The following is an 18736-nucleotide window of genomic DNA, read 5'->3' as shown; positions in this document are numbered from 1 at the left end:
CGAGTCCCGGAACGACGGTTTTTAGGTAGCGTGTCGCAAGAATTTTTCGCCTACGTCACTTAGCACGTCGTTCCGGGACTCGGCGTCCCCCTCGGCCGGAACCTAAGTTTGCATGCTCAATAGTTAGCGCGAACCGATTTCGAGCTCGAATGTCCCAACACCATCCACCCCACCCCGCACCCGATCCCCCGGCTGCAGCGCCCCAACCCCCGACGGCGTCCCCGAATAAATCAGATCCCCCGCCTCCAGCTTCACGAAGCGCGACAGGTAACTGATCACATCCGCCACCGGCCAGATCATCTCGTTCAAATCCCCCTGCTGCTTCACCTGCCCGTTCACCTCCAGCCAGATGCGCCCTTGCGCCGGATGCCCGGTCTCGCTCGCCGGCCGCAATGGGCTGCACGGCGCCGACGCGTCGAAGCCCTTGGCCATGTCCCACGGCCGCCCGGCGTCCTTGGCCGCCGCCTGCAGGTCGCGCCGCGTCAGGTCCAGTCCCACGCCGTAGCCCCAGACCATCGCCAGCGCCTCCTCGACGGGAACATCCGCCCCGCCCGCGCCCAGCGCCACCACCAGCTCCACCTCATGGTGCAGGTCCTGGGTCATCGGCGGATACGGCACCGCGCCGCTGGCCGGCACCACCGCGTCGGCGGGCTTGGTGAAGAAGAACGGCGGCTCGCGCGACGGGTCGCTTCCCATCTCGCGCGCATGGGCGGCGTAATTACGGCCGACGCAGAACACGCGGCGCACCGGAAAACGTTCGGCGGCACCCGCCACGGCCACCGAAGGCGCGGCGGGAGCGGTGATGACGAATTGGGACATGCTCATCCTTTCAATGACGGAACGCCTATCATACCCGCGCCGGATTCCAGGATGCGGCCCAGCGCCGTCATGTCCACCGGCTTGACAAGGTGGTGTCCAATGCCCGCGGCGATCACCCGTTCGCGGTCCTTGGGCTGGCCGTAGCCGGTGATGGCCACCAGTACCGTATGCGCCGTCTCGGGCTGGGCGCGCAGCCGCTCGGCCAGCTGGTAGCCGTCCATGTCGGGCAGGCCGATATCGATCAGCATCATGTCCGGCCGCTCCCTGCGCGCCCGCTCGATGGCGGACGCGGCATCGTATTCCACCGAGGCCGCATAGCCCTGCACGCTCAGGAGCATGGCCAGGCTGTCGGCCGCGTCGGTGTTGTCGTCGACGACGATCAGGCGCAGCTTGCGCTCCGGGCGCGCGCCGGCGCCTACCATCGGATCGGGGCGCGGCGCATACTCGCCATCGGCCGCCGCCAGCACGCACGGCAGGGTCAGGGTGAAGGTGCTGCCCAGGCCGACGCCGTCGCTGTGCGCGCGTACGTCGCCTTCGTGCAGCTCCACCAGCTTCTTCACCAGCGCCAGGCCCAGTCCGAGCCCGCCCTGCGAGCGCGCCAAGGTGCGCGCGCCCTGCGTGAACAGGTCGAACACGTTCGGCACCAGCTCGGCCGGCATGCCGGAGCCGTTGTCGCGCACCTTCAGCCGCATGCCTCCTTCGTCCGCCTGGAGCGTGAGCGCGATGCGGCCCGCCTTCTGCGTGTACTTGGCCGCGTTGTTGAGGATGTTGGCGACGCTCTGCACCAGGCGCGTGTGGTCGCCCTTCACGTACACCGGTTCCTCCGGCATCTGCACCGTCACCTGGTGCGCTTTTTCCAGCACCAGCGGGCGGGTCTGGTCGAGCGCGCCGGACACCACCTCGCGGAAGTCCACCAGCCCGAGCTTGAGCTTGACCAGTCCGCGCGTGACGCGCGAGACGTCCAGCAGGTCGTCGATCAGGCGGCTCATGTGGCGCACCTGGCGGCTGATGATGGTGCTGGTCTGGCAGATGCGCGGCTCGTCCGCGAACTGCATGCTCAGCAGGCTGGCCGAGCTGCTGATCGGCGCCAGCGGGTTGCGCAGCTCGTGCGCCAGCATGGCCAGGAATTCGTCCTTGGTGTGGCTCAGGCGCTCGGCCTTCACGCGCGCCGCGCGCTCGCTCTGCAGCAGGATGTCGCGCTCCTGGGCCGATTTCTGCGACAGCTGGTACAGACGCGCATTGTCCATCGCCACCGCCGCCTGGGCCGCGATGCCGGCGACGATGCGTTCGCTGCGCTCGGTGAACATGCCGGGCTCGGGATGGCCGAAGAACAGCCCGCCCAGCAGCTTCCCGGAATGCGACACCACCGGCATCGCCAGGAAGCTGCGCACCTCCAGGTGTCCCGCCTCGATGCCAGCATGACGCGGGTCGAGCGTGATGTCGTCGCAACGGACAGGTCCATCGATGGCGAGCACCGGTGCGAATACCCCGCCGGCCGAAGGGTGACCGAGCTGGTCGCAGGCGACGCCGGACAAGGCGTGCAGGTGCATCGGCTCGCCGTCGTCCCCGTAGAAGCAGGCGCCGAAGCGCGCGCCGGTGAGCTCGGTGCCGGCATCGGTCACCGTCTGCAGCACGGTGCGCAGGTCGAGCGTCGACGCCAGCACCTGACCGGTGCGGTTGACCATCTCGAGGATGCGGGTCTCGTCGCGCAGCGATTCCTCCACGCGCGAACGGCGCACCACCTCGCGCGTGTGGCGGGCCACGTCCTCGGCCATCGCCAGCTCCTGGTCGGTCCAGTGGCGCGCGCTCTTCTCGTGCAGGTAGAAGATGGCAGCCAGCCGGCCCTCTTCCATGATCGGCACGATGATCATCGAACGCGCGCCGATGCTGGCGTAGCCGGCCGCATAGGGCGCGGCGCGTTCGTCGAGGGCGATATCGTCCAGGCGCAGGGTGCGCCCGGCCTGCAGTTGTTCGATGATGGCGGGGCCGAAGCTCTCCAGCGCCCGCGATTGGCCGGCCAGGCTGGCGATGCTGCCGTCGGTCCAGTCGCGGTCCACGGTGATGGTGCGTCCTTGCGGGTCGATCTCTCCGTAGCCGACGCGGGCCACGCCCAGGGTCTCGCCGGTCATGGCGCTCGCCGCTTCCATGATGTGGACGGCGTCGACCAGGCCGCCGAGGGTCTCGCTCAGTTTCAGGTGAAAGGCGTGGCGGTGCTCGGACAGCACGTCGGACGTGGTGTCGGACAGCACGCAGTACACGCCGGCCACTACGCCGGCATGGCGCACCGGAGCGAAGGAGGAGCGGAAATAGCGGCGCTCGCGCTTGCCGTTGCGCTCGAATTCCATCAGGGCGTGATCGAGCTGGGTCGAGTCGCCCGCCTGGGCGCTGCGGAAGGCGCTTTCCAGGCGCGGCCACAGCTCCGGGCGCACTTGCGGAAACGGCGCGCCCTGCGCCGCCGGGTGCTTGTCGCCCAGGAGTTCGGCATAGGCGGCGTTATAGAACAGGCGCAGTTCCGGCCCCAGGGCCATCAGCATGGGAAAGCGCGAGGCTGTGATCAATTCGGCAAGGGCGCGCGGCCCCTCCGGCCAGGCGTCGGGTTCGCCAAGGGGAATGGTGGGCCAGTCGCGGCCCTGCGGATGGTCCGGCAGCGTCATACCGCCGACAGCCACCGTGAGGAAGCTGCTGTCGTTGTTCATCAGGATTACCCCGTTCGGATTCACGCCAGGCTGGCAGGCTTATCACGTTGTCACGCTTTAGCCTCGTTTTTTGTTACTCAGCCGCTAACTTTTTATAAGCGGGCGATTATAACGAGCTATCAAAACGGGCCGCGCGCGATTCAGAACCGGGGACTCAGGCGGATTTTCCTATCCTGTGATGGACGCGGCGCTGGGCCAGCCACACGGCGCCGGCCACCACCGGCACCAGGATGCCGAGGGCGAGATCGGGGTTGATCGGCATTCCTGCGGCCTTGGCGGCCTTGCCCGCGTAGCCGAGCAGGCCCACCAGATAGTAGGAAATCGCGGCCACCGACAGCCCCTCCACCGCCAGCTGCAGGCGCAGCTGCTGGGCGGCGCGCGCATTGAGCGACTCCAGGATGCGGCGGTTCTGCATCTCCTGCACGATGCCCACGCGGGTGCGTAGCAGGTCGTTCGTATCGGCGATGCGGCGTCCCAGCGCCTCCTGGCGCGCGCTGGTGGCCTCGCAGGTGTGCATGGCGGGTTCCAGGCGGCGCTCCATGAACTCCTCCACGGTCGGCGTGCCTTCGATGCGCACCTCGCGCAGCTCCTCGATGCGGGCCTGCACGATGCGGAAGTAGGCGCGCGAGGCCGAGAAGCGGTAGCCGTTGGCCAGCGACAGCTTTTCCATGCGCGCGGCGAGGCGGGTGATCTGTTCCAGCAGGCGCTGCTCGTCTCCGTTCCCCTCCCCCGGTTGCGCCATGTCGGTGGCGACCATTGCGTCCGCCAGTTCGGCCAGTTCGGCCTCCACCCTGTCCAGCTCCCGCCCGACCGCGCGCGCGGCGGGCAGGCCGAGCAAGGCCATCATGCGGTAGGTCTCGATCTCCAGCACCCGCTGCACCAGGCGTCCGGCCTGCAGCTCGCGCATGCCGAGGTCGCGGATGACGAAGCGGCTGAAGCCATCTGCCTGGATCGCGAAGTCGCTCCACAGCTCCGCGCCCTGCATCACCGAGGACCGGGCCAGCAGGCTGCGCTCGAACACCCTGGCCAGGCTCGATGCGTCGGCATCGCCCTTCACCAGGGCCACGTGGGCGGCCGCCATCAGGCGCCCGGCCAGCTGCGACAGCCAGCTCGCGGGCAGGTAGGCCAGCGGCATGTGCTCGAAGGCCTCCTGGGGCGCCATGTCCGGTTCCAGGGAGGTGGTGACGGTGTAGGTGGCGAATTCGGTATGGCATTCCCACTTCAGGCTGAAGTTGCCGAAGTCGTGGAAGAAGTGGTTGGCCCCCGGCCTGGGCGCGGCCACGCCGAAGTGTTCGCACAGGGCGCCCAGCAGCACGTGCTGGGAATGGGCCTGCGGCGGGCCGGATTCCACGCCGTGGTAGACAGCCAGGTGGGTGATCGCCTCGGGCGCGTCGAGCCGCAGGAAGGGCCGCGAGTGCAGCTCGGCCGCGAGCGGCACCCGCAGGGAATGGTTCAGCGCTCCGACGATGGCGTTCAAGCGGTCCTCCGGTGGTGGAACCGGAGGCCCGCGCCGCCGGCTAGTAGATTTCGCTGGCCGCCGCGCGCACCGCCTTGAGCAGCAGGTCGGCGCCCGGCGAGAGCAGATGGTCCTGCTGCCTGATGATACCGAAGGCGTCCATCTTGCAGGGTAACTCGATTGGGAGAATACGCATCACATTGAGCGAGGCATAATATTGCGCGACTTCCTGCGGCATCACGTGCAGCGAATCGGTCTGCTGCAGCAGCGCCGTGATCAGGAGCAGCGCGGTCGTATCGACCACGTTCACCGGCGGCGCCAGGCCCGCACGGCGGAACATCATGTCGAAGCGGTGACGCAGGATGCTGCCCGGCGGCGGCAGGATCCACGGCCGGTCGGCGATGTCCTTCAGCTCCAGCTGCCTGTTTTCCAGCAGCGGATGGCCGGGGCGCACCACCGCGCAGGCGGGTTCCTCGGTGAGCTCCTCGTAGATCAGGCCCGTGCTGTCTTCCTTTTCCAGGATGCGACCGATCATGAAGTCCAGCGTCCCGCGCTGCAGTTTGTCGAGCAGGACGTTGCTGGACTCGACCTGCACGCCGATGCGCAGCAGCGGCGCCTGCTCCTTGATGCGTGCGATCGCGCGCGGCAGCAGCGCCATCGCAGGCGACATGATCACGCCCACCTCCACCTGCCCCGCCAGGCCGGCCTTGAGCGCCACGATGTCGTCGTGCGCCAGCGCCAGGCTGGTGAGGGCCATGCGCGCGTGGCGGATCATCGTCTCGCCGTAGATGGTCGGCTCCATCCCGCGCGGCAGGCGCTCGAACAGCCGCACGTCCAGCATCTCTTCGAGGTCCTTGATCTGCTTGGACGCCGCTGGCTGCGTCATGTGCAGCTCCTCCGCGGCGCGGTGGATGTTGCGGTAGTCGTCCAGCGCGATCAGGAGCAGCAGCTGGCGCGTCTTGAGGCGCGCCTTCAAAAACCAGTTCGGGTTCGTTGTATCCATCAGAAAATAATATCATTTTGGATATCGGCCCGGCCGGAATATCGCTGAGTGTTTATCACTTGCAGCCTGGGGACGGGTTGGCGGCCGGGCCCTCGGCGGTCTGGGCGACCTTCAGGATCTGCCCGTCCGGGCCGTAGCGCAGTTCCTCGACGGCGGCGGAGCGGCGGAACTCGCCGCCGGTCGGCAGCTTGCCGTTATGGTAGAAGATGTAGGACTTGCCGTTGAAGTCGACGATGGCCTGGTGGATCGTGTTGACGTTGCTGTTCTTCTCCATGACCTGGCCGCCCCAGGTCCACGGGCCGGTGGCGCTCGGGCCGGTCATGTACACCGTCTCTTCCGGGAACTGGCGCGAGTAGGTCAGGTAATAGGTGCCCTTGTGCTTGTGCAGGTAGGCCGCCTCGGTGAACTGGTCCAGGCCGACGGTGTGGATCGGGCCGTCGAGTTCCACCATGTTGGGCTTCAGCTTGGCCCACTTCATGACCGTGTTGCCCCAGTAGAGATAGGCCTGGCCGTCATCGTCGATGAAGACGGCGGGGTCGATGTCGTCCCACAGGATGGCGGACTGCCTGGTCATGTCGTTCGAGACCAGGGCCTTGCCGATGGCGTCGACGAAGGGACCGGTGGGACTATCCGACACGGCGACGCCGATGGCCTTGCCGGGAATGGTGGCATGGTCGACGGTCGAGTAGAAGTAGTACTTGCCGTTGCGCTTGGTGATGTCCGAGGCCCAGGCATCGCGGCCGGCCCACTTGAAGGTGCTGTACTTCAGCGGGGAACCGTGGTCGGTCCAGTTCTTCATGTCGCAGGTGGAGTAGACGCGCCATTCGTTCATGACGTAGTCCTTGCCGCCGACGGGGGCTTCGTCCTTGCCGACGTAGAGGTAGACGCGGCCGTTGTCGACCAGGGCCGCGGGGTCGGCGGTGAAGATGTTCTTGACGATGGGGTTGCCGGCGTGGGCGAGCGACGCGGCGCTGAGGGCGGCGGCGAGGACGCAGTGTTTGAACACAGGGATCTCCTTTGGTTAATTCTTATGTTGGTGGCTACGCTAGCTCTTGGACTTGAACGCCATCACCCGCTGCACCACGCAAAACACAAACAACAGCGCGCCAATGACGATCTTGGTCCACCACGAGCTGAGCGTCCCATCGAACGCGATCAGGGTCTGAATGGTGCCGAGCACCAGCACGCCCGACAGCGCCCCGGCCACATAACCGTAGCCGCCAGTGAGCAGCGTCCCGCCGATGACAACGGCAGCAATCGCATCCAGCTCGGTCCCCTGCGCATGCAGCCCGTACCCCGACAGCATATAGAACGAAAACAGCACACCGGCCAGCGCCGCGCAGAACCCGCTGAACGCGTACACGAGAATCTTGGTGCGGCCAACGCTCAAGCCCATCATGGCCGCCGATTGTTCATTCCCGCCAACCGCATACACCGCGCGTCCAAAACCGCTGAAGTGTCCCAGCCACACCGCCAGCGCCAGCATCACCAGCGCGATGATCGCGCCAGGAGACAGGAAGCCGCCCAGGAAAGGAATCTGCGTCTGCGACATCGCCACGAACAGCGGATCCTCGATGGTGATCGATTCGATGCTGATCAGGTAGCACAGCCCGCGCGCCAAGAACATACCGGCCAGGGTAACGATGAAGGGCTGCAGCCGGAACACGTGAATGATCGCCCCCATTGCGCCGCCAAACAGGGCGCCTCCCAGCAGCACGGCGCCGATCACCGCTACCGGCGGCCAATGCGCCACCTGCAGCAGCCAGGCCGCAACCATGGTCGCCAGCGCCAGTACCGCGCCCACCGACAAATCGATCCCGCCGGACAGGATCACGAAACTCATGCCGATGGCGATCACCAGCAGGAAAGCATTGTCGATCAAGAGATTGAGCATTACCTGCAGCGACAGGAAGCCCTCGTAGGCGGACCCGCCGATCAGCAGCATGGCCACCAGGAGCACCACCGTGACCAGCGAGGTAAAGGACGGCATGCCGGGCAGCGCCCGCACGCCCTGGACCAGCGCGCTCATGCCGCCCTCCGCTTCCACAACTGCTTGAACTGGTCCGACTGCGAAATGCAGACCAGGAAGACCACAACCGACTTGACGACCATGTTGACCTCGGGCGGGACGCCCAGCGAATAGATGGTGTACGTGAGCGTCTGGATGATCAGCGCTCCGATGATGCTGCCGACCAGGCTGAACTTGCCGCCCGCTAGCGAGGTGCCGCCCAGCGTGACGGCCAGGATCGCGTCGAGCTCCAGCAGCAGGCCCGCATTGTTGGCGTCCGCACTCTTCACGTTGGAGCTGATCATCAGCCCCGCCATGCCGGCGCAAGCCGCCGAGAACACGTAGACGAAGACGATCAGCGCCGCCGTGCGGATGCCCGCCAGGCGCGCCGCCACCGGATTGATGCCGACCGACTGGATGAACAGGCCGAGCGCCGTGTGGCGCAGCAGGAAGGCGGTCACCGCGAACACGGCCGCCACCACGAACAGCGCGAACGGCAAGCCAAGCAGGTAGCCGCTGCCGAGGAAGAAGAAGGGCTGGTAGTAGACCGTGACGATCTGCCCGTCCGTCAGCAGCTGGGCCAGGCCGCGCCCCGCCACCATCAGGATCAGGGTCGCGACGATGGGCTGCAGGCCCAGGCCTGCCACCAGGGCGCCGTTCCACAGGCCGCACAGCAGCGCCGCGCCGAGCGCCGCGCCAAGGGCCAGCGCCATCGGCGTCTGCGCCACGTATTCGGGCACGCCGTTATTGATGACCATGGTGCCGCCAATTAGCATGGAGGCGACGGTGCCGGACAGCGCCACCACCGCGCCGACCGAGATGTCGATGCCGCGCGTGGCGATGACCAGGGTCATGCCGATGGCGGCCAGCATCAGGGGCGCCGCGCGGTTGACGATGTCGACCAGGCTGCCGTACAAGTGGCCATCCTTGATCTCGAGGCGGAAGAAGCCGGGAATCAGCAGGAAGTCGATCAGCAGCAGCACCGCCAGCGCCGCCAGGGGCCGGAACAGCGGGTGCGCGACCGCATTGGCGAACGACGATGGCGCGGGAGCCGGCGCCGGAGCGCTCGGCGCCGACACCGGCGCTTTTTCTTGAACCATCATGCTCCGCCCTCCCCGGCGATCACGTGCAGGACCGAGCTGTCGTCCAGATCACCGCGGCGGTATTCGCCGCAGGCCTTGCGGTCGCGCATGACCACGATGCGGTCGCTCACGCGCAGCACTTCGGGCAGCTCGGACGAGATGAACAGAATCGACATGCCCTTGCGGCACAGGGTCGTGACGTAATCCATGATTTCCTGCTTGGCGCGCACATCGATGCCGCGCGTGGGTTCGTCGAGGATCATCAGGTTCGGCTCGGTCACCAGCCAGCGCGCCAGCAGCACCTTCTGCTGGTTGCCGCCCGAGAGCGAGCCGATCGGCGTTTCGATGCTCGCCGTCTTGATCCCCAGCTGTTTGACGTAATAGGCGGCCAGCTCCTGCTGGCGGCGCAGCGGAATGGCGCGCTTCAATCCCTGCTTGGCTTGCAAGGCCAGGATCAGGTTCTCGCGCACGGACAGCGACAAAATCGCGCCCTCGTGCTTGCGGTCTTCCGAGCAGAAGCCGATGCCCTCGGCGATGGCGTCGCGCGGCGTGGCGAAGCTGCGCGACCTGCCCTTGATCTCGATGGCGCCGCTATCGGCCTTGTCGGCGCCGAACAGCAGGCGCGCGGTTTCGGTACGGCCGGAGCCCAGCAGGCCGGCCAGGCCGAGCAGCTCGCCCTTGCGCACTTCCAGGTCCACCGGGGCAAGCACGCCGCGGCGCGCCAGCTGCTGCGTGCGCAGGAAGACCTCGTTGGCGCTGGTGTCGGCGCCGGCGCCAACCGGAATCTGTTCCGGCGCTTCGTTGGGCGCACCGATCATCTTGTTGACCAGGGCCAGGCGCGACAGCTCGCTGCAGGCGTACTCGCCTTCGCGCTCGCCATTGCGCATCACCGTGATGCGGTCCGAGATCGCATAGGTCTGGTCGAGGAAGTGGGTGACGAACAGGATCGCCATCCCCTGCTCGCGCAGGCCGCGCAGCACCGAGAACAGCAGCTGCACTTCGTTTTCGTCCAGGCTGGAGGTCGGCTCGTCCAGGATCAGCACCTTGGCCGACACGCTGGTGGCGCGGGCGATGGCGACCATCTGCTGGATCGCCAGCGGATAGCTCGACAGCGGCTTGCTGACGTCGATATGGATCTCCAGCTTGGCCAGCAACTCGGTCGCCTGGGCGCGCATGGTACGCCAGTCGATCATCCGGAAGCGGCGCGGATAGCGGCCGATGAAGATGTTCTCGGCCACGGACAGGTTCGGGCACAGGTTCACTTCCTGGTACACCGTGCTGATGCCCAGTTCCTGCGCGTGCTGCGTGGAGCGCGGTTCGATCTTCGCTCCGTCGAGGACAATGCTGCCGCGTTCCGGCTGGTAGACGCCCGTCAGCACCTTGATCAGGGTGGACTTGCCGGCGCCGTTCTGGCCCATCAGCGTGTGGACTTCGCCCGGGTACAGGCGCAGGCCCGCATCCGAGAGCGCCTTCACGCCGGGGAACTGCTTGTGGATGCCGGTGACTTCCAGTACCGGTTTGGTGGAGGCGCTCATCGAAACGCCTCAGTACTTACGGTTCGGGAATTCCTTGGCCGCGACTTCAGCTGGGAACACACCTTCGTTCACGGTAATGCGCTTCGGGACCGGCTTGCCGGCCTTCACCGCCTGCGCCGTCTGGATCAGCTGAGGGCCGAGCAGCGGATTGCACTCCACGGTGACGTTCAGCTTACCCTGCAACATGGCCTCGAACGCGCCGCGCACGCCGTCGATCGACACGACCAGGATGTCCTTGCCCGGTTTCAGGCCGGCTTCCTCGATCGCCTGGATCGCGCCGATTGCCATGTCATCGTTGTGGGCGTACAGCACGTTGATGTTCTTGCCTTCGGACTTGAGGAAGGCTTCCATGACTTCCTTGCCCTTGGCGCGGGTGAAGTCGCCGGTCTGGGAGCGGATGATCTTCAGCTTCGGGTTGCCGGCGATGACCTCGGCGAAGCCGGCCTTGCGGTCCAGGGCCGGAGCCGAGCCGACGGTGCCCTGCAGCTCGACGATGTTGTAGCTGCGGGCCGGGTTCTTCTTTGCGTGTTCCACCAGCCAGCGCGCGGCGCGGCGGCCCTCTTCCACGAAGTCCGAGCCGATGAAGCTGACGTAGAGCGACGGGTCGCTGACCTTGACGGCGCGGTCGGTCAGGATGACGGGGATCTTGGCGGCTTTCGCTTCGCGCAGGACGGTGTCCCAGCCGCTTTCCACGACCGGCGAGAAGGCGATCACGTCCACGCGCTGGGCGATGAAGGAGCGGATCGCCTTGACCTGGTTTTCCTGGCGCTGCTGGGCGTCGGCGAACTTGAGGTTGACGCCGGCCTTGCGGGCGGCGTCCTTGATGGAAGCGGTGTTCGCGGTGCGCCATTCGCTTTCGGCGCCGACTTGGGAGAAGCCGATGGTGAGGGGCTTGGCGGCGAAGGCCGGTGCGGCAACTGCCAACGATGCAGCCATGGCTGCGCCCAGGAGGTTCCTGCGGGTGAGTCTCATCACTTGTCTCCGGTATTGTTGTCTCTCAATACTAGGGCAAAGAGAGATACACTTCCAATCACTTTTTTGAGGGAGTAGATACTGTTTTCGGTATCGATTAAGCCTTATCGCATCAGGCGCAGCCCATAGAGTCCTCCGGCGACGGATCCTGGGCGAGCGACAAAGCGAACGCTCAGCTTCCCATTCGCCGCTTGTCGCATGGCGTCGGGAATCGGAAAGTCGACGGTGTAAATCTCTTCCTGGGCAACCCTGGTAAGGGTGACGCTGGACAGGAGCTGGCCATTCACGAGAATGTCGAACCGACGTCCTGCATCCGCTTTGGCAAATACGAGGCGCAGTACCTTGGCTTCCTGCTTGGGGTCATTCAACTCGTAGCTGAACCATTTTGTCGCGTGACGCCAGTGGCGGCCGTTATTGATGCCGGCTTCGCTTCCTTCGCCCTTGAAGAAGTGGTCCGACTCCGGCTGCTGCTCGCCCGGCGCCACCTGGTCGATGGTGCGGGCGTCCAGCGCCAGCCGCTCCGCTTCGCGGGCGGCGTTCGCAGCCTGGAGCTGCTGCAAGCCGGCCGGGGTCGAGTGCTGCCAGTACATGGTGTAGCGCGATTCGTGCAGGCGGAAGAAAGGCACGAACTCGGTCTTCGCCCCATCCGCGCCGTGCACCACGCCCGGCGCCGTGAAGGTCAGCGGCTTGCCCTTGACCGGCTTGAACCTCCGGATGAAATCCTTCGAATCGCTGACGAACATCGGCGCCGCCTCGAGCGGGCAAACCTGGCCGTTGGCGATGTGTCCCATGCGCGAGTCGTCGGCCAGGAAGTTGAGTTTTTCGTCGGCGAACAGGCGGGTCTTCGCCGCCAGCACGACCGGACCGTGCAGGACGGCGTAGTAGTTCGATTTGTCCGGCATCTGCTCCAGGCGGGTCGTCATCGGCAGCTGCACGTCGACGCGGTCGCCCTTCTTCCATTCGCGCGCCACGCTCACGTAGCCGCCAGGCTGGCCGTCGACTTTCACCGTCTTGCCGTTGACCTTGACCTGCATGCGGCCGGCAGCTACCCAGGCCGGGTAGCGGATCTTCATCGTGAACTTGCCGCCCTCGTCCACCGTCAGGCGCGTCGTGTCGGCATCGGGGAAGCGCGTGCTCTGGGTGAGCTTGATCCCGCGTTCGCGCCAGTTGAGCGTGGACGGGATGAAGAGGTTGACGAAGAGCGCATCCCCTTCGTGGGCGTAGATGAATTCACCGTATTTGGCGTGGCTCTCGATGCCCGAGCCCACGCAGCACCACATGCCCTGGTCCACCTGCGAATAGACCCGATAGTGGTTTGGGCGCATCGGCGTGAAGTAGACGAAACCGCCGCCTGGCCGCTGGGACGACAGGATGTGGTTGTACAGCGCACGTTCGTAGTAGTCGCCGTAGCTGCCCTTCTGCTCCGACTGGAACAGCATCCCCGTGAGCTTCAGCATGTTATAGGTGTTGCAGGTCTCCGGCCCCTCGACCTCGCTGATCACCGGGCCGAAGTCCTTCTGGTCGTGGAAATGCTCCTTGACGCTGTTGCCGCCGATGGCCACCGTGCGATGTTCCACCACCGTCTGCCAGAAGAATTTCGACGCCTTGTCCAGGTCCTCGCGCCTGGCCAGGTCGGCGATGCGCTTGAAACCGATGACTTTGGGGATTTGCGTGTTGGCGTGCAGGCCGGTCAGCTTGTCCTCGCCCTTCTCCAGCGGGTCGAGAATGGCCTGGTGCGAGAAGCGCAGCGCCAGGTCCATGTATTTGCGCTCGCCCGTCATCTCCGCCACGTCGGCGAAGATCTCGTTCATGCCGCCGTGTTCACTGCGCAGCATCTGCTGCATCTGCTGCTCGGACAGGCGCGAGGTCAAGCCCAGCGCCCAGTCGGATAGCTGGATCAGCATGGCGCGCGCTTCCTCGTTGCCGGCGTAGCGGTAAGCGTCGCGCAGTCCGGCATAGACCTTGTGCAGGTTATACCAGGGCACCCACTTGCCGTTGACGGAGAAGTTGTCCGCCTCCAGCTTGCCCGCCGCGATATCGCGCCAGGCCTGGCGGCCGCCGGGGATGCCGCCGACATAGCCGTCGCCGTTGGCCTGCTGCGCGCGCTTGAGCTCCGCCACGAAGTAGTTCAGGCGGCGCAGCACCTCGCCGTCGCCGGTCGAGGCATGCATCAGGGCCAGCGCAGACAGATAGTGGCCGCCCATGTGGCCATCCAGGCCGGTCGACTCCCAGTTGCCGTAGCTGGGCTTGCGCGGCTCCAGGCCGGCTTCGCGCAGGAAGGGAGCGAGCAGCCGGTCCGGCTCCATCGCCATCAGGTAATTCAGGTCGGTGGTCTGGGCGTCGAGAAAGGGACCGGGCTTGAGCCTGACGTCCGCCAGCGGGAACAGGTCCGCCGCCTGCGCCCATGCGCCGGCGACCAGAAGGCTCAGGGCCGCGATCCGTGTCTTCATTTCTTCTCTACGCTCATGTAGCGATTCAGGTCCTTCTGGTCGACCGTCGGCCAGCCGCCCTGGTCCCACTTCATTTCCAGGACTTTCAGCTTCTGCTTGTACTTGTCCGCGGTCTCGTAGGCGTGCAGCACCATGTAGTCCTTGCCGTCGAAGGTGTAGGCGCTGTTGTGGCCAAGCGCCTTCCAGTCGTTGTCGCCCTGGATCACGAGCGAGCCGCCGCCCTTGGCCATGTCCACGCCATTGCGGTCGAGGTAAGGGCCGGTGACTTTCTTCGAGCGGCCGACGACCACCTTGTAGGTGCTGTTCTTGCCCTGGCAGCACAGGTCCCAGGAGGCGAACAGGTAGTACCAGTCGTTCTTGCGGAAGATAAACGGGGCTTCGATATGGCCCGCACCGGGTTCTTCGTCAGGGGTAAATGCCGGACGGTCGCGGCGCGCGACGGTGTGCCATTCCTGGGGTTCGGCCAGCCTGGTGCGGCTGGCGTCGAGCTTGACCAGCTTGAGGCCCGACCAGAAGGAACCGAAGGACATCCATGGCGTGCCGTTCTCGTCGTCGATGACGTGCGAGTCGATGGCATTCCACAGGTCGCGGCCCGGGATCGATTGCAGGACCATGCCCTGGTCTTCCCACTTGTAGTTCGGTGCGCGCGGGTCGAGCGTGGCGTTGGTGGTCACGCCTATGCCGGAGGTGTTCTTGCCGAAGCCGGAGACCGAGTAGTACAGGTAGTACTTGCCGTCGTGGTGGTAGATGTCCGGGGCCCAGATGTGGTCGTTGAAGGTCGGGGCGGCTTTCTTGGCCCAGGCCGGTTCGCCCGGGAAGACGCGGCCTTCGGGCTTCCAGGTCTTCATGTCGGTGGAGCTGTAGAAGGTGATGCCGGGGCCGGTGCTGAAGAGGTAGTACTTGTTGCCCTCTTTTGCCATGACGGGGTCGTGGACGCCGACTTGGGCGGCGAAGGCGGGGAGCACGGCGGCGAGTGACAGCAGAGCGGCGCTGATGCGAGGAATGAGTGACATCGCGTAATCCTGAGTAGGTGCACGTCGTTCCCGCGAAGGCGGGAACCCAAGTTGCCGCAGCTGTCGAAACGCTACGAACTTGGGTCCCCGCCTGCGCGGGGACGGCGATTTTTAGGCTAACGTTCTTCTATCATGCCTCAGCGGCGACAACAATCACCGCTTTCGCAGGCACCTTCAGCGTCAGCTTGCCATTGGCAGCCTTGGCGCTATACGGCGCCGGCTTGACCGCCTGCGGCTTCTCGAAGGTGTTGTGCGCGTCCATGGCATCGGAAGTCAGGATCTGGCCCGACACGCCCGAGACGTTCTGCCCCGCCACGTTCAGGGTGATCTCGCTGGCGCGGGTCGGATGCGTATTCACCAGGGCGATGTAGGTCTTGCCATCCTTGCCACGCGCTGCCGATGCGCTGATGCCTGGCACGGACTTGCCGTTGCTTGAATAGGCCACGTCGTTGTCCACCGCCACCGGCAGCGAAGTCGCATCCTGGAACGGGATGTACATCTTGTAGGTGTGGTAGGTCGGCGTCAGCAGCATCTTTTCCTTGTCGGTAATGATCATCGCCTGCAGCACGTTGACCATCTGGGCGATCATCGTCATGCGCACGCGCTCTGCATGCGCATGGAAGATGTTGAAGTTCAGCGCCGCCACGACCGCGTCGCGCATGGTGTTACGCTGGAACAGGAAGCCAGGATTGGTGCCCGGTTCCACGTCGTACCAGGTGCCCCATTCGTCGACGTAGAAGCCGATCTGCCTCGAAGGATCGTTCTTGTCCAGGATGGCGACGTTGCGGCGGATATGGCCGTCCATGCGCATGGTCTGCTGCATGGTGGAGAACCATTCGTTTTCCGGGAAGCCGGTGGCGGCGCCCTTCTTCTCCCACACGCCAGTCGGCAGGGTGTAGAAGTGGAAACTGATGCCGTCGGTGCCGCGTGCGGCTTCCTTGCTCAGCACTTCGGTCCACCTGGTGTCGTCATCATTGCCGCCGCTGGCGATCATCTTCGGACGTGCGTTCGGCGGCGTCTTCAGGAAGGTCGCGTAGTGGTTGTACAGGTTGGCGTAATACTCCGGCTTCATGTTGCCGCCGCAGCCCCAGGCTTCGTTGCCGATGCCGAAGAAGGCGACCTTGTACGGCTCCTTGCGGCCGTTCTTGCGGCGCTGCTCGGCCAGGGTCGACTTGGTGTCGGAGGTCATGTATTCGAGCCACTCGGCCATCTCCTGCGGGGTGCCGGAGCCGAGGTTGCCGTTGACGTAGGCTTCGGTGCCCAGGATCTCGACCAGGTCGAAGAACTCGTGGGTACCGACGGCATTGTCTTCCGCCACGCCGCCCCAGTGGGTGTTGACCTTCACCGGACGCTTGTTGCGCGGGCCGATGCCGTCGCGCCAGTGGTACTCGTCGGCGAAGCAGCCGCCCGGCCAGCGCACCAGCGGCACCTTCAGTTCCTTCAGCGCGCCGACCACGTCGTTGCGCCAGCCGCGGGTGTTCGGGATCTTCGATTGAGGACCGACCCACAGGCCCTCGTAGATGCCGGTGCCGAGGTGCTCGGCGAACTGGCCGTACACGTTCTTGTTGATGACCGGGCCGGGCTTCGTGGTGTCGACCGTGACGCTCACCTGGGCGAAAACCGGCAAGGCGGCCATGGCGAATGCGAGGATGGTGGGCTTGAGAAGATTCATGCGTGTGTCTCCTGATTTTTACTTGAATACGGCTACGAAGCCGCCGTGCGGTTTGATGCTGATGCTTGCTTTGCCGCCCCCGATCGGGGCCTGCGTGAAACTGCGCTCGGTGTCGCCGTCGGTGACGATCGTGCCGCTGCGTCCGTCCAGGAAGGACAGGTCGAGGTCCACGCTGCGCTCGACGCCATCGGCGTTGATGCCCGCCACATACCAGCTGTCGCCGCTCCTGCGGGCGATGATGGCGTAGCGGCCCGGGTAGCCGTCGATGAAGCGCACGTCATCCCAGCTGCGCGGCAAGTCCTGCAGCAGCGTTTTCACGTAGGGCGGCACGGTGGCCATGCCTTCCGGGCGTTCGGCGAAGTGCTGGATCCCGGACAGGAACAGCACCGATTCCGCCAGCTCGAAGCCGTTGCGGGTGGCGCGCTTGATGTTGGGGATGTCGCCGAATACCATCGGCGTGAAATCCATCGGGTCGAACAGGTTGCGGGCGAAGGGCAGCATGGCCGCATGGGCCGGCACCGCGTCCTGGTCGACCTGCTCGAAGGTCGTGAACTCCAGGCCGCGAATCGCCTCCACCGTCATCAGGTTCGGGTAGGTGCGCGACCAGCCGCGCGGCAAGGTGGCGCCGTGGAAGTTCACCAGCAGGCCCGCCTTGGCGGCGTCATTCAGGATATCGACGTAGTAGGCGATCATCGACTTGCCGTCGCCGGCGAAGAAGTCGATCTTGACGCCTTTCACGCCGATCTCGCGCAGGCGTGCGAATTCCTTCCGGCGCTGGGCGGGCGCCAGGAGCGCGCCCTTGGGGCTGTATTCGGTCTTGTTCCAGGCGCCGGAGGAGTTGTACCAAACCAGGATGCCGACGCCCTTCCCTTCCGCGTACTGCACCAGCTCGCGCAGCTTCTCAAACCCGATCTTGCGGTCCCAATCGGCGTCGACCAGGGTGTAGTCCCATTTCATGTCGGCGGCGTAGTCGACGAAGCGCTTCTGCACGTCGAACACCGTGGCGTCGTCCTTCAGCAGCGCCCAGCTCCACGAGGCGTGGCCGGGCTGGATACGGGCCTTGTCGAAGGCGACGGCCGGCGCCGCGAGATCGGTGCCGAGGGTGGACTCGACCAGGGTCTTGAGCGAACCCAGGGTGATGATGCGCCATGGGGTGGCCAGCTCGCCCTTCCCTTCAGCCAGCAGCGCGCCCTTGGTAAACACCTCCGGGGCGGCGGGAGGCGCAAGGCGGTAGACGCCGCCTGGCGAATCCGAGGCGAGGCGCGAGGCGTGGAAGCTGCCGTCCATGTTCGCTTCGGTCAGCGCGACCCAGGTGTCGCCAGTGCGGAACAGGGCCGGGAAGGCCCAGCCGGCGCCCAGCTTGGAGGGAGTACCGACCGGGATCTCGCGCTGGTAGTGCTCTTCGTAGGACGGGTTGGTGTTCATCCAGCCGGTCTGGGCGACCGACATCGGCTGCAGCCAGGCGCGGGTGGCAGGATCGAAGGCGAAACTGGTGGATTCGGAGATGAACTGCAGCTTCGGCGCGCGGACGACGTAGCGGAAGGCGACGCCGTCGTTGGAGACGCGGAAGCTCAGGTCCATGGCCTGCCCGGCCGCGTTGCGCACGGTGTGGGTCTGCTCGTTGGCGCTGTAGGTGATGCGGCCCTTCTTGGCGGTGGCAAGTTCGTAGCTGTCGCGCACGAGCTTGACCGGCGAGCTGGCGGAAAGCCGCAGCTTGCTGGACAGGTCGGCGCCCTGCAGCTGGAGGCCCAGCGCAGACGGCAGGATGACGGGTTTGCCGTCGCGGGAGACGGTGTAGGTCAGGTTGCCGTTGTTCGATACGGATACATCGACGCTGATATGGCGGTCGGGGCTGGTCAGGGGTGCGGCGTGTGCCTGTGCGGCGCACAGGGACAGGACTGCCAGCAGGATGCGGCTGCGTGCATTCATGGCGGACTCCGAAGACCCCGTCGTTCCCGCGCAGGCGGGAACCCAAGTTTCCGTGAGCTGCTGGGACACTTGGGTCCCCGCCTGCACGGGGACGACGGAGG

At 65.7% G+C, this 18736-nt stretch carries 13 protein-coding genes; all 13 read right to left on the bottom strand.

All coding sequences use genetic code 11. The features are described from left to right. Nucleotides 1-123: 123 nt before the first annotated feature. On the bottom strand, nucleotides 124-819 hold the full coding sequence (locus tag J8847_RS16045) for a fumarylacetoacetate hydrolase family protein (RefSeq protein ID WP_211525719.1): 696 nt from the start codon (nucleotides 817-819) through the stop codon (nucleotides 124-126). A 2-nt stretch (nucleotides 820-821) separates the two neighbouring features. After that, entirely contained in the window at nucleotides 822-3515 is a 2694-nt protein-coding gene (locus J8847_RS16040) for a GAF domain-containing protein (protein ID WP_211525718.1), read from the bottom strand. A 154-nt stretch (nucleotides 3516-3669) separates the two neighbouring features. Beyond that, nucleotides 3670-4992, bottom strand: a complete 1323-nt coding sequence (locus tag J8847_RS16035) for a DUF3422 family protein (protein WP_211525717.1) — start codon at nucleotides 4990-4992, stop codon at nucleotides 3670-3672. Between the two features lie 40 nt (nucleotides 4993-5032). Then, nucleotides 5033-5974 (bottom strand): LysR family transcriptional regulator, encoded by a 942-nt coding sequence (locus J8847_RS16030; RefSeq protein WP_211525716.1) that lies wholly within the window; start codon nucleotides 5972-5974, stop codon nucleotides 5033-5035. Between the two features lie 55 nt (nucleotides 5975-6029). Further along, entirely contained in the window at nucleotides 6030-6980 is a 951-nt protein-coding gene (locus tag J8847_RS16025) for a glycoside hydrolase family 43 protein (protein ID WP_211525715.1), read from the bottom strand. Nucleotides 6981-7019: 39 nt separating this feature from the next. Beyond that, the gene (gene yjfF, locus J8847_RS16020; protein WP_211525714.1) at nucleotides 7020-8003 is read right to left on the bottom strand and encodes a galactofuranose ABC transporter, permease protein YjfF; all 984 of its coding nucleotides are present in this window, start codon (nucleotides 8001-8003) and stop codon (nucleotides 7020-7022) included. Next, a complete protein-coding gene (locus J8847_RS16015; protein ID WP_211525713.1) occupies nucleotides 8000-9085 on the bottom strand; it encodes an ABC transporter permease in 1086 nt (361 codons plus the stop codon). Before J8847_RS16015 ends, yjfF begins: the two co-directional genes overlap by 4 nt. Continuing rightward, nucleotides 9082-10599 carry a sugar ABC transporter ATP-binding protein gene (locus tag J8847_RS16010; protein WP_211525712.1) on the bottom strand — a complete coding sequence of 506 codons (1518 nt, stop codon included), beginning with the start codon at nucleotides 10597-10599 and terminating at the stop codon, nucleotides 9082-9084. The genes J8847_RS16015 and J8847_RS16010 overlap by 4 nt, the downstream gene beginning before the upstream one ends. 9 nt (nucleotides 10600-10608) lie before the next feature. Beyond that, nucleotides 10609-11571 (bottom strand): ABC transporter substrate-binding protein, encoded by a 963-nt coding sequence (locus J8847_RS16005; protein ID WP_211525711.1) that lies wholly within the window; start codon nucleotides 11569-11571, stop codon nucleotides 10609-10611. A gap of 104 nt (nucleotides 11572-11675) precedes the next feature. Then, entirely contained in the window at nucleotides 11676-14021 is a 2346-nt protein-coding gene (locus J8847_RS16000) for a glycoside hydrolase family 127 protein (RefSeq protein WP_211525710.1), read from the bottom strand. Further along, entirely contained in the window at nucleotides 14018-15034 is a 1017-nt protein-coding gene (locus J8847_RS15995; protein ID WP_211525709.1) for an arabinan endo-1,5-alpha-L-arabinosidase, read from the bottom strand. The genes J8847_RS16000 and J8847_RS15995 overlap by 4 nt, the downstream gene beginning before the upstream one ends. Before the next feature lie 130 nt (nucleotides 15035-15164). Further along, on the bottom strand, nucleotides 15165-16706 hold the full coding sequence (locus J8847_RS15990; protein WP_211525708.1) for an alpha-N-arabinofuranosidase: 1542 nt from the start codon (nucleotides 16704-16706) through the stop codon (nucleotides 15165-15167). 18 nt (nucleotides 16707-16724) lie between these two features. Further along, the gene (locus tag J8847_RS15985) at nucleotides 16725-18635 is read right to left on the bottom strand and encodes a glycoside hydrolase family 97 protein (protein WP_211525707.1); all 1911 of its coding nucleotides are present in this window, start codon (nucleotides 18633-18635) and stop codon (nucleotides 16725-16727) included. Nucleotides 18636-18736 lie beyond the last annotated feature (101 nt).

This window comes from Massilia sp. AB1 (genome assembly GCF_018119385.1).
GTDB lineage: Bacteria > Pseudomonadota > Gammaproteobacteria > Burkholderiales > Burkholderiaceae_D > Telluria.
This window is presented reverse-complemented; position numbering and strand designations above follow the sequence as displayed.